Here is a 14,354-nt window from a genome sequence, read left to right as displayed (position 1 = left end):
ACCTCAGTACCTCAGCGGTATGTCCCTGAGCCTTGCATGTGCTCCACCCATCCAGACAGGGACGCCCTGACCGGGTTCGCCCTTGCCGCAGGTTCCGGGGAACATCTCGACCTCTCTTCCTACTGCATCTACACTGCTCCATAGCGCTCTCGTCGTTATCTCAAGGATCGGCCTCCTGACCGGGTGCTTAATCTCGCCGTTCTCGATGAGATATGCCTCCCTGCCTATGTACCTTTGCTGGTATCTGCGGTCATCGATGTTCCACTCGTTGAAGCTCACCATGTAGACGCCGAGTTTCACATCTTCGATCAGTTCCTCGAAGGAGTAGTCGCCGGGTGCCAGGTAGGTGTTGGCCATTCTCACTATTGGCTCGCGGTTGTAGTTGATGGCACGAGCTGCTGCGTTCGACTTCTGGCCGAGCTTGGCCGCATATTCGCGGTTCGTGAGGAACTCGGTGATGATTCCGTCCTTGATGAGGTACCTCGGCCTCGCCTTCACTCCCTCGTCGTCGTAGAGGTAGAAGCCCCAGCTGTTCGGCAGGGTTGGATCCTCGATGACGGTGACAGCTTCGCTCCCTATCCTCTCGCCGAGCATGTCCGGCTTGACGAAGCTCTCTCCGGCCTGGGCCGCTTCCCTTCCGAATATCCTGTCGGACTCGTAGGGGTGCCCCACGCTCTCGTGGACGGCTATTCCCGCTACCTCAGGGCTTATGACCAGGTCAACTTTCCCTTCAGGCGGCTTCTTGCCTTCGTAGATGAGTTTTTTCAGTGCCTGAACGTCCTTGACCGCCCAGTTCCAGGGCTCGTCCTTTTCGATTAGCTCCAGGCCGCCGGAAAAGGCCCTTTGGACGAAGGGGGCCTGCTCCATCTGGCCGTTCTCGAAGACGACGAGGTTGTAGGTGGTGGAGACGCGCGGAATAACGCTCTCGATGAACGCTCCATCGCTGTTGGCTATTATCTTGTGCCACACCTGGTCGGAATATCTCAGGAAGCGCATCGGCACGTTCACGCCAGTTCCTTTTACCTCCTCCTCGATTTTCTTCAGGAGCTCAAGCTTTTCCTCTGGCGAAACATCGCGGAAGTCCTTGCGCATTTTGACCTCATAGTAGACCTCGTGGAAGTCCTCGTCGGAAAAGCGAATCGGCTCGTTCCTCACCTTCGATGCCGCCTTTGCGAGCTTTACTGCCTTCTTAACGGCCTCGACGACGCTCTCCTTTGTGAGAACGTTGGTGCTTGCGAAGCCCATTCCCCCGTCCACGAGGACGCGAATGCCAATGCCCTTATCTGCCAGAATCTCAAGCCCCTCTGGGTTTCCGTTCTTCATCGCCAGAGAAGTGCCGTTCTTCTCCTCGAACCGCGCCTCGGCGTAGGAAGCCCCCAGTTCGAGGGCCTTCTCGACGGCGAACTCTACAAGTTCATGCATGCACACCACCTCGGTTTACTGCATAGAATGGTGCCTGCCAAAGTATAAAAATCTTTTCGTTTAGATGGTGGTCGAAAAAGAACGCGGAGTTTAGCGCGGAAAAGTGTACAGTGATCTCACAACGTTGCCCCACAAACCCTAAAAAACAGGGGGCACGTGTTATAGGTGGTGGTCAAAATGTCCATTACTACCAAAACTGGAGACAAGGGTTTGACGGGCCTCTTCACCGGCGACCGCGTCGCGAAGTATTCGCCGATAATGGAAGCGAATGGGACGATAGACGAGCTCGACAGCTTTCTGGGGGAAGCCAAGCACTACGTTCCGGAGGAGATGGCTGAGATACTGGAGAGGGTACAGGTCCAGCTCTACGGCATCATGGGCGAGCTGGCGAGCAAGGGGAAGTACGTGAAGGTCGGTGAGGAGGAAGTCAGGTGGATGGAGGAGCTGATAGCTAAGTACGAGGAAGAGTTCCAGATGAGGGCCTTTGTTCTTCCGGGTTCGACGATAGCGAGCGCAAAGCTTGACGTCTGCAGGACAGTCGCGAGAAGGGCCGAGAGGAAAGTGGCCAAACTCGTCCTCGACTACGGCTTCGGCAAGAACGCCCTCGTCTACCTCAACAGGCTCAGCGATTTACTCTTCATAATGGCGCGCGTTATAGAGAAGAGGGAGGGAAAGGTCAAGGAGGTCAAGTGATCTTCATTCCGTTTCCCTTATTTCCCATTGCATCAGTTTCGCCCTCCCCCACAAGGGTCTCCCGATGTTTGGCCCAGTAGTAGAGCACCACCGCCCCCATCCCAGCCCAGAGACTGAGAGAGACTATCCACGCGGGAAACCTGTCGAGGAGCGGACCAACCGCGAGGAGGCCGAACGGCCCGGCGGCATGCATCAGAACTGCCATGGCTGAGAAGACCCTTCCTCGAACCTCGCTGGGAACGGCGCGCTGTATTTTGGCGTTTATCGGCACGTTGAGGAAGGCCTCAACCGCGCCCCAAAGAACGTTAACGCCAGCCAGGAGAAGGAACGCTGAGCTTGTTGAGAGTTGGGAGAACGGGCTTATAAGCCACGTGAAGATTAGTATCATAACGCCGTCGAAGAGGAGGGCGTGGAAGAGGTATCTTCCGGCCTTCTTGCCAAACTTCGCCGCTATCAGCGCGTTTCCAATCAAGGCTCCAACCATGAAAGCGCTCTCCTGAAGGCCGAACTGGTAGCTTGAGAACTTCAGGATTTCCCTCATGGCGTAGGGCATCAGAACGGCCCCAAATGGCTGTGCAAAGGCTATCATGAATATGGCAAAGCCGAGGAGCGTTTTAAGATAGCGGTTCGAGCGGATGAAGGTCAGACCCTCCCTTATATCGGAAACGACCTGACCGAGACTCTCAAGCTCTTTGGCCTTCCATTCGTATTTGATGAGAATCTCAAAGAGGCCGGAGCCGAAGAAGCTCACCGCATTGACAAGGAGAGCCAAGGCGATGCCCCCGACCGCGTAGATAAAGCCGCCGAGGGCAGGACCGACGAGGCGGGCGAAGATGTTGAAGGAGCTCGTTATGGAGTTGGCCCTCTCAAGCTCGTCCGGGTCAACGAGGTCTGGAAACATCGCGCTCGTTGATGCCCCAAAGAACGCCCCCATCGTGGCCATAACAACCTGGACGACGAGGAGTTGCTTGATTGAGAGCAGGTTGAAGGCCAGAACGCCGAAGAGCAGGATTCCACGCGCGAGATCAAAACCGACCATGAGATGCTTCCTGTTGTAGCGGTCCCCTATCACACCGGCGAAGGGCATGACGAGTAAAGCAGGTACCATCTCCGCAAGGATGAACGCCGTCATCGCCGAGCCGCTGTGAGTCTTGTCCAGAACGTAGAGCGGCAGAGCTACGTCCTGAACAGCCCAGCCGAGCTGGGAGACGAACCTTCCAACAGCGAAAAGCCAGAAGTTCCTGCTGAAGGTCAACCTACCACCTCCGGAACCTTCTTACCGACCCTCATAATGGTTTCGCCGAACCTCAGGTAGAAAGCGAGCGCTATGGCGAAGCTCACAGCCAGAAGAACCCCCACCAGCTCGTAAACCGGAACGACGTTGAGGATTGGGCCGACGATGGCCATTCCGAGCGGGGTCGTCGCCATGACAGCGGTCTCAAACGCCGTGAAGAAGCGGGAGCGCACCTCCCCCGGCACCGCCTTCTGGAGCTTCGTGAAGAGCGGGACGTTCACGAGGGTGTTGAAGGCCCCGAAGAGGACGAAGGTGACTACGAGAAGCGGATAGGCCACGTCCCTGAAAGCTGGATGGGCCGCGAGGACGAGGAGGAAGAGGATGCCGAGCTGTACGAAGGCGGCTTTGAAGAAGACCCCCTCCGAGTTCTCTTTGAGCTTCCCGGCTATCAGGAGGTTTCCAGCCAAGGCCCCGAGGGTTGCGGCCGTCTCAATGCTCCCGAATTTGACGGAGGAAAGGCCCAGCGTTACCCTGGCAAGGTACGGAAGCACAACGGCAAAAACGGGGTTGAGGAGGGTGTTCAGTATTACGGCAAGGCTGACGAGAATCAGCAGGGGCTTTGAGTCCCCAATAAAACGGAAGCCCTCGACCATGTCCTCCCAGACTTCCCTAACCGAGCTCAGCTTTCTCGTCTCCCACTCGTACTCGATGAGTATCTCAAAGAGGCCCGAACCGAAGAAGCTGACCGCGTTTATGAGTATCGCCAGCCTTATCCCACCCAGCGCGTATATCAGCCCTCCGAGAACCGGGCCGACTATCCTGATAACCTGCCCGCCCATTTGGAGTATCGAGTTTGCCTGGGCAAGACGCTCTTTATCCACCAAGTCCGGGAACATCCCGCTTATCCCCGCGGAGAAGAACGTCCCGAGGACGCTCATTAACACCTGCACGATGAGGAGTTCCCTGATTCCAAGGAGGTTGAATGCCAGAACGCCGAAGAGCAAAACGCCCCGCGCGATATCGAGGCCGTACATGAGCTTCTTCCTGTTGTAGCGGTCGCCTATGACGCCGGCTATTGGATTCAGGAGCAACCTCGGAATCAGCTCGGCCATCACGAAGGCGCTCATCATCGCGCCGCTTCCCGTCTTGTCCAGCACGTAGAGAGGAACCGCAACGTCCTGAACCACCCAGCCGGCCTGCGAGATCCACCTACCAGCGGTGTAGAGCCAGTAGTTCCTTCCCAGGTTCTTCAGCTCGTCGAGCATCCCGGCTAACCCCCTCAGCTTGGCCAAATAATTCAACAATCATGTAATTCTGCAAAAATTGAAAATCAGACCAGCTCCACCCTCACGCTCCCGTTCACTGTGCTCACCTTGACCTCGTAGTCGCCGGTTCCGACCACAGGGTTTCCGGGATCGATCCCAACGAAGTGGACTCCACCGTTTACTGCCTTTGCCGTTATCCTAGCATCGCAGAAGTCGGTGAGGCGGAGTGTTATGCTCCCGTTGACGGTACTCAGCTCAACGTCATCTTCGAGCTCATCTATGGCAACGGTCAGTCTCCCGTTCACCGTCGAAGCTTTCATTGGGCCTGCAATCCTCAGATGCGCCCTTATCGTCCCGTTAACCGAGGACAGCTTCTGGGCCTCGCAGTCCTCAATATCAATTCGTCCGTTAACCGTCGTTATCTCATCAAAGCGCACGTTCCTGGCTCTAAGCTCGCCGTTGACGTTCTTGGCGTTTATAACGACGCCCTTCGGCACCTTCAGGTTTATCTCGGCCCAGCCGCTCTCCCCCAGCAGGTTGAGGAACCTCTTCTTCGGCTCCTCCTTTATGACGAGCTTGTCCCCGTTCTGCTCGATCTTGACGTCCACCTCACCGTGTTTGGTGTAGTCAACCTCCACGTGGCTTTGCTCCCAGCCCTCGATATCCAAATGGCCGTTAACGGCCTTTATCTCGACTTCCCTAATGCCTTCAAACTCCATCCCCTTCACCCTCACAAATGTTTAACTCCACCACACCGCCCATGTCCGCCCTGAGCGTCACGGTGTTTCTTCCGTCGCCGAGGAAGCCTTCCGAACCGACCCCCTTCATCCTAACTACCCCGCCGTTGTTCTCGGTCGTTATCGAGGCATCGCAGTCCCTGGGAAGGCAGACCTTAACGAGCCCCATGTTGCTCGCGATTTTCAGATCTCCGTCAAGCCTCTCAACCGCAAGCTCGACTGTCCCGGCCATTGCCATTACCGAGGCCCTCTCCTCCACCGCGACCGAGCCTCGAACGGTTGAAACCGCCGAGACGAGCTCGCCAATGGTGCATCCCTTCAGTGAAACCCTGCACTCACCAACGGAGAGGTTCCCAAAGTGCACCCCATCGGCCGTAATATGACCCCTCTTAATGCCAACGGAGACCGGAACTTCGGCAGGAACGCGCAGTTCCAGCGGCTCCAGGGTCCTGTCGCGCTTTATCGCCTTCCCGAGCTTCCACAGGGCCTTGTAGTCCACGGAAAGCCTGCCGTCCCCGGCCCGGATCTTTATGCCCCTTTCCGAGCCTGGAATGAGCTCCACGTAGGACCTCCTCCAGGAACTCACCTTCAGATCAACGTCGACGAGCTTCATCCAGACCTCCTCGATGCCCTCGAACCTCACAGCCATCCCTCCGGGAGGAAATCGAAAAGGGGCCGCTCGTGCCCACCGCTCCTCGCTTCGGCGACGGAATTCTCGACGGGGCTTTTTGGTTGGGCCATCGCTTCCATTTCCCTCACCCGAGGTAGGCCATCAGCTCGTCTATCAGCTCCTTGACGCGGGCGCTGAGGGTGGACTTGTTAACGCCGAAGCCCTCGATCAGCTCGGCGCTCTGCTCCTCAACGATCTCCTTCGCCTTCCTTATGACCAGCTGGCAGGCTTCTTGGTCTGTTATCGTGTAGCTCTTATCGCCGACCCTTATCCTGACCTTCCCCTCGGAGGCTGTGATAACGGTGTCGTCTATCCTGAGCTTCGCCCTCTTTTTGCCAACGGTTATCGAGATCCTGCCAGACCTGAGGGAGACGTGGTCTCTGGAGAGCCTCAGCGTGTCTTCCCCGCTCCTGTAGGTGACTGACTCTCCTACCACCTCAATGCTGTACTCCTCCGTCTCTATTGCCAGCCTGTCACCGGTTTTTGTGAGCTGGAAACCGTTTCCCAGTTCCCTGACGGTCACCATCTCCTCCAGAGCCACAGGTTTGCCATCGTGGACGTGGATCGGGCCGACCTTCACCCTCTCGCCGTGGGGCGTCTCAACGACCTCTACGAAAGGCAACTTGACGTACTGGAAGCCGTCCCCCTCGTAGACCTTGATGATGCCCAGGTCAACGATCTTGGTCCGCTCCTTGTTCCTGTAGAGTCTGTCCGGGTCGAGCATGGCCTGAACCCTTCCGACGAAGGCAGGATCTGCCTTCTCCTTCGCACCGCCGAGCTTTCTCGAAGTCCACACCACGACCGGCGGGCTTAGGAGCTTCCGGACCCTTCCGAGGGGAGTTTCGGCCTCGACCTCAACCTCCCCGTCCACGACCCAGCCGACGGTCTTCCTTCCAACCTTGACGGGGTAGACCTTCCCGCTCCCGCTAAGCCGGACGTCCCCGAAGTCGGCCCCGCCGAAGGAGTAGGCCTTCTTCTCGACCGTGAACCACCTCTTCGAGCCCAGCCTTCGGAAGGGGCCGGTGCCGATGAGCAGACCGGCTATGGCCAGGACTATCGAGTAGGCGAAGGCCGTGCCGGCGGTAAGGCGCGCCCCCTCACCGCTCAGGCTCTCGGGCAATCCTATCCACCTGCCGACGAAGAGCAGGATAGAAACCCAGAAGAAGGCCTTGGCAAGGGCGAAGATGACCCCCGACACGGTAACACCAATCCACTTCCCGACGCTCAGCAGTTCGTAGGCGAATATCAGCCCTATTATCCCCCAGACCACGTACCCAGTGTAGGGCTCAAGCCTGAGGGGACCCTTAAAGATCCACAGGATTATCAGCACCGCGGCTACCTTCTTAAGGGCCTCCGCCAGCCTAAACCTGAGGTCTTCCTCCCCGGGAAAGCCGTAACCCCACCAGTAGCTCATTCTTCCACCTCCTCAAGGGCAGTGATTATCTCGAGCAAACGCAAAAACAAACGTCCGTTGGGCGAGATCTCGTACTTGTTGCCCTTCCTGACCATGCCCGTCCGGGTTAGGAGCTTCAAATGATGAGAGACGGTTGGGCTCTCAACGCCGAGGGCCTCTTTTATCTCCTTGAAGCCCAGGGGCCCGTTGGACAGCATTTTCATGATCCTAATCCTGTCCGGATTAGCCAAGGCCTTGAGGGTTTTCGCAGCTTTCTCCTCGTCCAGTTCGGGAAGAGGACCGCCCTCAAGCTTCCTCCTCAGGCGGGCTTTTATCGACAGCATTATCTCGTCCACGGGATCTATGCTCTCCTCAAGGAGTTCCAGCCTCTTCTTCAGCTCTTCGAGCTGGGCTTTGAGATCCTCCATGCTACCACCAGGTACAGATTTTTGTAGTACAATTTTCTGTACCTAACTTGGGCTGTAGGTATATATAAGTTTATCGGCTGTGCTCGGAAGAAGATGGCCGAGCACCGACCAGAGCCGAAGTCCCGGAAAGAGAAAACAAGGGCAAACGCGATCAAAGCGAGTACAAAATCAGGAAAGTTCAGCCTCTATGGTCTTTATCTCCTCGTCCAGGATGTCCCGTATCCTCTTCAGAAGCTCCAGGTACTCCCTGACGGCCTCCCTGTCCATCTCCCTCCTCTCGCCCAGGGTCTCAAGCTTCTTCTTCAGCGCCTCGTGGTAGTTCGCGGCGGTGTAGAGGACGCGCAAGGCTAAGTCGTTCGAGATCTTGAGGTACTCTATTCCCTTCGGCGTCAGCCTGTACTTCACCCTCCGAACCCTTCCGCGGTACTCCTCCCTCGGCTCGAGGAGGCCCTCCTCGACCATCTTGTTGAGGAGTGTATAGAGGTTGCTGTGGCTCGGCTTCCAGAGGCCTATGGCGAGCTTCTCCAGCTCCTTGAGTATCTCGTAGCCGTGGGCTTCGCCTTTAAGTCCGACTATGACCAGGATTATGTCCTTCAGGGGGACTGTGAAGAGTCCCTTGATTATCCTCCGCTCTACGTCTTCGCTCATCACTCATCACCTTTGTTCCATATTTTGGGCAAAATGTTTATAAAGGCTTCTCCAAACGACATGTCGAAATCAGACATGTCTTAAAATTTCATGTTGAGGAGCGGAATAGGTGATGGCTATGGCCTGGAACGATTGGATTGTGAAGCACGCGAAGGGCATCGTAATCGCGTGGATAATCGTGATACTGCTCGCAACGCCCCTAGCGATAAAGCTCAAAGAAGTTACCAACTACAGCATGGACCAGTTCCTCCCAAAGGACGTTGAGTCGGTCAAGGTGCAGGACACTCTCGAGAAGGAGTTCCCGAGCTTCGCCAACAGCACGAACCAGACGTACATGATAATCAGCGGCATCGACGTGAACAGCCCGGAGGCGAGAAAAGCCTACGAGCGGCTGAAAGAGGGAGCAAAGCCCTACGGAAGCAACTTCGTTTCTTACTACGACGCTATCAGCTTGCTCCAGAACAAGTCCGATGACATAGCGCTCAACCTGACCAAAACCGCGGCAAACCTCACGGGGATTCTCTACGAAACGGCCCTGAACTCGAGCGAAGCCTACGGCGAGGCCTTGGTAGGAATCGAACGCCTCGACAACCAGGTTGGGGAGCTTAACTCAACCCTGCCCCAGCTTGCGAGGGCCTACATCGAGCTTAACGAGAACCTCACCGAGCTTTACAACCAGAGCATGGCACTCAGCGCGGCCCTCAACGAGACCGACGGCTCATATGTAGTTCTCCACAAAAACCTCACAGAGGCCTCCAAAAAACTCAGGGCGCTCAACTCGACGCTCTCGTCACTCAACACGGAACTCTACAACCTGAGCGACGGCTACGAGAAAGCTTATCTCGGCGTCATGGGCACCTACGGGGCGCTTCTCAAGGCAGGGGCCTACACGAAGGGAAGCCTTGATAGCACTACCGCGGAAGCGGTATCAGGGGCACTCGGAGTCCCGGTCGATTTCGTCTACGCGACCTTCAACGCCACCTACCCGGTTTACGCCGCCAAAGGTCCGGCCGGAATCACGGATACCCTTCTCGCCAACGTCACAGAGGGCATAGTTTTGGGAAGCGCCAAGAACCCACTGGAGGAGTCATTCATCAGGGCCTACGGGATAGCCTTCTACCGCGGCGTTGAGGCCTTCGACGGGAAGGCCGGAAGCGACTACGCCCTCCTCAACCTCGGTGAGAACGCGGCAAAACCGGTCCACGAGATAGCGGAAGGGACACTCTCGGCCCTTCCCGACGTTATAAAGGCCGCAGGCGGAACCTTCGAGGTTCCCGGCTTCGGCAGGGTTCCCGCTGAGACCCTTTCGGAGGTAGTTAAGGCCGCCATAAGCCTTGGAAGGAATCCATCTCCAGCCGAAGTTGAGAACGCCACGGTGAGCACGGCGGAACAACTCTTCGGCGGAAGCTACCCGAGGAGCCTTCTCACCGCCCTCCTCAAAGAGGGACCGACGGAGAAGCTCGAGAAGAGCATTCTGACGGAGGGTCTCGAAAAGAGGCTCCCGGCGGAGCAGAAGGGCCTCGCGCCGACAATAGCCGGAACCGTAATCAAATTCGACCCCCACGCCGGGGGAACCCTATCAAAGAACCCAGCCCTCCTCGAAAACGCGACCGTCGAGGTTCTCTCTGGACTCCTCAAGAGCAGGGGCGTTGAGCTTCCGGAGGACGTTATCAAGAAGGTCTACGAATCGGGCGGAAACGTTGAGCCAATAGCGGTCGAGATACTGACTGAGAAGACGGCGGAGAAAGTCAAGGACGAGAAGACCGCCGAGATGATCGTGGACGCTGTCAGAAAGAACGCTGAGGAGCTTGCCGAGGGCAGGGGCGTCAAGGACGCGGTCAAGGAGACCGTCACGAACCTCGCGGGGGAGACGGAGTTCGACCTAAGCAGGGTCATTGACGAACTCTACTCCGGAAAGACGCCGCGGGAGATAGCCCTTGAACTGTTCAGGGAGGGGATAGACGAGAAGCTCTCAAACGTCTCCGCTCCCGGGGATGTTAAGGAAGCGATAAGAAAGGTTGCCCTCACGGCCGCCGAGAAGTACCCGATGGGCGAGGTGGAGATGGAAAAGCTGGCCAAGAGCGAGGCAGCGGAAATCATAGCGAAACACCTGAACGACAACGACCTCGGCGTGGAGCTTCACATCGACACGGCCAAACTCGTTGACATAGCCTTCAAGTTCAGGGAAGATCCAGACACGATAACGAAGGACGACGTGAAGCCCATCTCGGCAGAAATCTACCCGACCCTCTACGATACGGCCAAAGACTACATCGAGATGCTCAAGGGCAGGGACAACAGGACCATGCTCGTCCTCTTCACCCCAAAGGGCCTGGAGGGCGTGAGCGACCTCGAAAAGCAGAGCAGAGCACAGTATGAGAACTCACTGAAGGTCAAGGAGCTGGCCCTTAAAGAGTTCGGGAAGTCATTCAAAGGTGTTGAAGCCTACATCACCGGAACGCCGGTGCAGACCTACGAGATGATAAAGTACGGCAAAGAAGACAACGACAAGACGACGAAGTTCAGCATCATCGGTGCTCTGATAGTGCTCCTCATCCTCATGGGAGTTGCCTTACTGGCAACCCTCCTGCCATTCACCGGCGTCGCGACGGCAACGCTGACGGCCTTGGGGATACTCTACCTCCTCGCCAAGGGGGACGTCGTTAACGTCGGCAGCTGGGCGCAGATGCTCACCGTTACAACCGCCTTAGGCCTCGGTATCGACTACTCCACCTACTACCTGCACCGCTTTAGAGAGTACCTCGCGGAAGGCTACGACCACGACGGGGCGGCGAGCGAGGCTCTGAAGAGGGCGAAGGACGCCGTTCTAGCCAGTGCATCAACCGACATCATAGCCTTTGCCAGCTTCATCCTCGCCTGGGAGTTCCCGATATTCAAGACGATGGGCATAATCGCTCCCTTAGCGGTAATCACGGTACTGGTAGCTAGCCTCACCTTCATCCCGGCAATAACCGTCTTAATCGGCGACAAGCCTATATTCTGGTGGCCGAGACACATCGAGCACCACCTCAGGGGCGTTGACCTCCACGAGAGGAGCAGAATCGCTGAATGGGCCGTCAGGCACGCGAAGGTCGCCGTGCTGATAGCGCTCCTCGTGGCGGTTCCCGCTGCCTACAACTTCGCAAACTTCCACGGAACGCACGACATCAAGCTCTTCATCCCGAAGGACAGCGAGACCTACCACTTCCTCCAGCTCAGCGATAAGACCGTTGGAGCAGGCGTCAGTTCACCGACTTACGTGATCATAGACCTCGGACACAAGGTTACACCCGCTGACCTCGCCAGGATAAACGCGATAGCGGGGGAGATAAGCAGGGTAAATGGTGTAGAGCACGTCTACACCCTGACCCAGCCCTACGGAAAGAGGGTGAACACCAACGACATCGACGTTCTTAAATCCCTTGGAGGCGACCGCTACCTCTCGAAGGACAGCAGGAAGGTGCTCATCCAGGTCACCGGGAAGTACGAAGCAACGGATGAGCGCTCCAAGAGGATGGTCAGGGAAATAAGAAGCATCGTGAAGAGCGAGGAGAAGAAGGGCACCATCGAGAGCGGAATGGTCGGAGGGAACACAGCTCTAGCGCTCGACCTCAGCAACCTCATCAACGACGTCTTCTGGCACAGGATCTTCCCGGTCGCTTTAGTGCTGATGTTCCTCTCACTCATACCGACGCTCAAGGGAATTCCAGCGGTCATAGCGACGATGGGCACAATAGCGGTCGGAGTTCTGCTCAGCATCAGCGTCTCCAGCTGGCTCTTCGAGAGGGTCTTCGGGCAGGAGGTCATGTGGTTCCTGCCGCTGATGGTGTTCATCGTGCTCATGGGAGTCGGCATAGACTACAACAGCTTCTACCTCGTCAAAGCCAGGGACGAGTTCGAGAGAAGAAAACCGGAGGACGCATTGGTGGTCGCGGCAGGGACGATGGACAAGCTGGTCGTTGGCTTAGCTGCTGTACTCGCGGCCACCTACGGGTCGCTGATGACTGGAGCAACGTGGGGCATAAGGGAGATAGGCTTTGCCCTCGCCCTCGGTGTGCTCCTGACGGCGACGCTGGCAGTCTACTTCATAGGCCCATCCACCATGGCCCTCTTCGGCGAGAAGGCCTGGTGGCCACTGCACAGGGTGGAAAAGAAGAAGTGATACCCCAACCCCTTTCCTTACTCTTAATTTTTTCGGAGTGAGGCTTTTGGCGAGATTCCCTCGAAAGGTTTATTATTATCTGGGAACTACTCCCTCACATGAGTGAGATAGTTGTGAAAGTTCCCGACGGGGTAGACGAAAGGCTCGCAAGGCTCGTTATAGAACGGGCGCTCAAAAGGCTGAAGGTGGCCAGCGAGACCTTTGGGACGCTCAAGCCGAAGAAGAACGTCGATGAGCTTATCGCCGAGGCCGATGAGGCATGGACCGCGTGATGCTCGATTCAAACGTTATACTGAAGCACCTCTTCGGTGAGTGGGACATCTCCGAGCTTCTCGCCCTCACGGAGCCGTACTACAACGACATCGTTTATTCCGAGGTTCTGTACGTGATCATCCGGAATGAAACCGGCGAAGGGTCGTTCACCCTCAAGAAGAAGCCAAAACTCGTTGTTAAGTCCTCGAACGCCCTAAGGCCTGCCCTTAAACTGTTTGAGGTCCTCAATTACTCGCCAGTAAGCGAACACACGTTGTGGGAAGCGGAAAAGCTGATTGAGCTCAACGGCCTTCTTCCGGGCGATGCCATAATACTAGCCAACTGCATTGAAACCGAACTGAATGCACTTTTGACCTGGGACTCGGATCTCCTCCGGCTGAAGGACGCTATCCCCAAATGCAGGATAAGCACTCCCTCCAAATACCTTCAGCTTCTGTAGGAGGGATTTAAGGCCATTGCATATCCCGTCAAGGATCTCTGGGAACTTTCCTCGACACACTTTTAAACGCTGAGACCATTAGTTAAACCATGAACATCGCCGAAATGCTCGCGCTCATAGCCATTGGCTACGTTCTAAAGCTGGCCCTAAAGGACGATAAACCCTTCGACTACCTCCGGATTCTCGTGAACGATGTCCTTCTCGCCCTGTTTATCTTCGGAAACGTCGCGAGCAAGGATTTAGCTTACCTGCTCAGCATAAAGACCGTTTTCCTCTACGTCTTTCTGATAATCGGCATAAGCCTGGGCTTTTCCTATCTCTACGGCAGGTTCGTCCTCAAGAACGACCCCTGGGCCGGGGCTCTGATGGTCCTCTCGGTCTATCCAAACACAGCAGCACTCGGCTTTCCGATAGCGAGCCTCTTCCTGAACGACATAACGCCGGCGATACTCTACTCAACGACCAACTCGATGATAGTCATTCCGATAGTTACTTTTATTGCCGCCCACTACTCGAGCGGCGGCGCGAGCATCAAGGAGAGCTTTCTCAAGGCTCTAAAGTTCCCACCGACACTGGCGAACCTCCTCGCGCTTGGCCTCGTCGTCGCGGGAATTCAGCTTCCGGGCTGGTTCATTGGGCCGATTAAAACCATCGGCTGGCTCAGCATTCCGCTCCTCCTGATCTACTTCGGCTCGAGGATAACGCTGAGGGCTTTCGAGCTTAGAAAGCTCCTCGAGGTTGGAGCCTTTAGGATAGCAATCCCCTTCGTTTTCGTCTTCCTCACCCTTCGATGGGCAGGCAGGGATGTGTTCTACTCCGTCTTGGTGGAGGCAAGCATGCCGCCGGCCATAGCGGCCAACGCGATTTTAGCGCAGTACAGGCTCAAAGCAGATGAAGCCATAAGCGTCACCTTCGTGCTTACCCTGCTCGTCATCGGGCTTTTCGTGGCCCTGAGAACTTTTTGGGCTTGATAAATTCTTTAGACTTTCC

General features: G+C 56.4%; 13 protein-coding genes. 5 read left to right on the top strand and 8 right to left on the bottom strand.

The features are described 5' to 3' along the window. Window positions 1-3 precede the first annotated feature (3 nt). Complete coding sequence (locus tag ACZ5AM_RS05070; protein WP_464915772.1) at window positions 4-1,422, bottom strand: TldD/PmbA family protein; 1,419 nt, start codon at window positions 1,420-1,422, stop codon at window positions 4-6. Between the two features lie 177 nt (window positions 1,423-1,599). Between ACZ5AM_RS05070 and ACZ5AM_RS05065 the strand changes: the two genes are divergently transcribed. Next, complete coding sequence (locus ACZ5AM_RS05065) at window positions 1,600-2,115, top strand: cob(I)yrinic acid a,c-diamide adenosyltransferase (RefSeq protein WP_464915980.1); 516 nt, start codon at window positions 1,600-1,602, stop codon at window positions 2,113-2,115. Here the strand turns inward: ACZ5AM_RS05065 and ACZ5AM_RS05060 are convergent. The 7 genes from ACZ5AM_RS05060 to ACZ5AM_RS05030 all read right to left on the bottom strand — a co-directional run bounded on the left by ACZ5AM_RS05060 (window position 2,108) and on the right by ACZ5AM_RS05030 (window position 8,490). Further along, window positions 2,108-3,370, bottom strand: coding sequence for an MFS transporter (locus tag ACZ5AM_RS05060; RefSeq protein WP_464915771.1), 1,263 nt, complete (start codon window positions 3,368-3,370; stop codon window positions 2,108-2,110). The genes ACZ5AM_RS05065 and ACZ5AM_RS05060 overlap by 8 nt on opposite strands. Continuing rightward, a complete protein-coding gene (locus ACZ5AM_RS05055; RefSeq protein WP_464915770.1) occupies window positions 3,367-4,614 on the bottom strand; it encodes an MFS transporter in 1,248 nt (415 codons plus the stop codon). The genes ACZ5AM_RS05060 and ACZ5AM_RS05055 overlap by 4 nt, the downstream gene beginning before the upstream one ends. A 65-nt stretch (window positions 4,615-4,679) precedes the next feature. Then, a complete protein-coding gene (locus ACZ5AM_RS05050; RefSeq protein ID WP_464915769.1) occupies window positions 4,680-5,333 on the bottom strand; it encodes a DUF4097 family beta strand repeat-containing protein in 654 nt (217 codons plus the stop codon). Next, a complete protein-coding gene (locus tag ACZ5AM_RS05045) occupies window positions 5,323-6,000 on the bottom strand; it encodes a DUF4097 family beta strand repeat-containing protein (RefSeq protein WP_464915768.1) in 678 nt (225 codons plus the stop codon). The genes ACZ5AM_RS05050 and ACZ5AM_RS05045 overlap by 11 nt, the downstream gene beginning before the upstream one ends. Window positions 6,001-6,106: 106 nt before the next feature. Then, on the bottom strand, window positions 6,107-7,435 hold the full coding sequence (locus tag ACZ5AM_RS05040) for a hypothetical protein (RefSeq protein ID WP_464915767.1): 1,329 nt from the start codon (window positions 7,433-7,435) through the stop codon (window positions 6,107-6,109). Further along, on the bottom strand, window positions 7,432-7,842 hold the full coding sequence (locus tag ACZ5AM_RS05035) for an ArsR/SmtB family transcription factor (protein ID WP_464915766.1): 411 nt from the start codon (window positions 7,840-7,842) through the stop codon (window positions 7,432-7,434). Before ACZ5AM_RS05035 ends, ACZ5AM_RS05040 begins: the two co-directional genes overlap by 4 nt. A gap of 168 nt (window positions 7,843-8,010) precedes the next feature. Continuing rightward, window positions 8,011-8,490 carry a helix-turn-helix transcriptional regulator gene (locus ACZ5AM_RS05030; RefSeq protein ID WP_464915765.1) on the bottom strand — a complete coding sequence of 160 codons (480 nt, stop codon included), beginning with the start codon at window positions 8,488-8,490 and terminating at the stop codon, window positions 8,011-8,013. 118 nt (window positions 8,491-8,608) lie between these two features. Between ACZ5AM_RS05030 and ACZ5AM_RS05025 the strand changes: the two genes are divergently transcribed. The 4 genes from ACZ5AM_RS05025 (at window position 8,609) to ACZ5AM_RS05010 (ending at window position 14,335) form a co-directional block, all read left to right on the top strand. Further along, complete coding sequence (locus ACZ5AM_RS05025) at window positions 8,609-12,652, top strand: MMPL family transporter (RefSeq protein WP_464915764.1); 4,044 nt, start codon at window positions 8,609-8,611, stop codon at window positions 12,650-12,652. A gap of 98 nt (window positions 12,653-12,750) precedes the next feature. Then, window positions 12,751-12,924, top strand: coding sequence for a hypothetical protein (locus ACZ5AM_RS05020; protein WP_464915763.1), 174 nt, complete (start codon window positions 12,751-12,753; stop codon window positions 12,922-12,924). Beyond that, on the top strand, window positions 12,912-13,364 hold the full coding sequence (locus ACZ5AM_RS05015; protein WP_464915762.1) for a PIN domain-containing protein: 453 nt from the start codon (window positions 12,912-12,914) through the stop codon (window positions 13,362-13,364). The genes ACZ5AM_RS05020 and ACZ5AM_RS05015 overlap by 13 nt, the downstream gene beginning before the upstream one ends. 89 nt (window positions 13,365-13,453) lie before the next feature. Beyond that, a complete protein-coding gene (locus ACZ5AM_RS05010) occupies window positions 13,454-14,335 on the top strand; it encodes an AEC family transporter (protein ID WP_464915761.1) in 882 nt (293 codons plus the stop codon). The last annotated feature ends 19 nt before the right edge of the window (window positions 14,336-14,354 follow it).

The organism is Thermococcus fumicolans (genome assembly GCF_055386755.1).
This window is presented reverse-complemented; position numbering and strand designations above follow the sequence as displayed.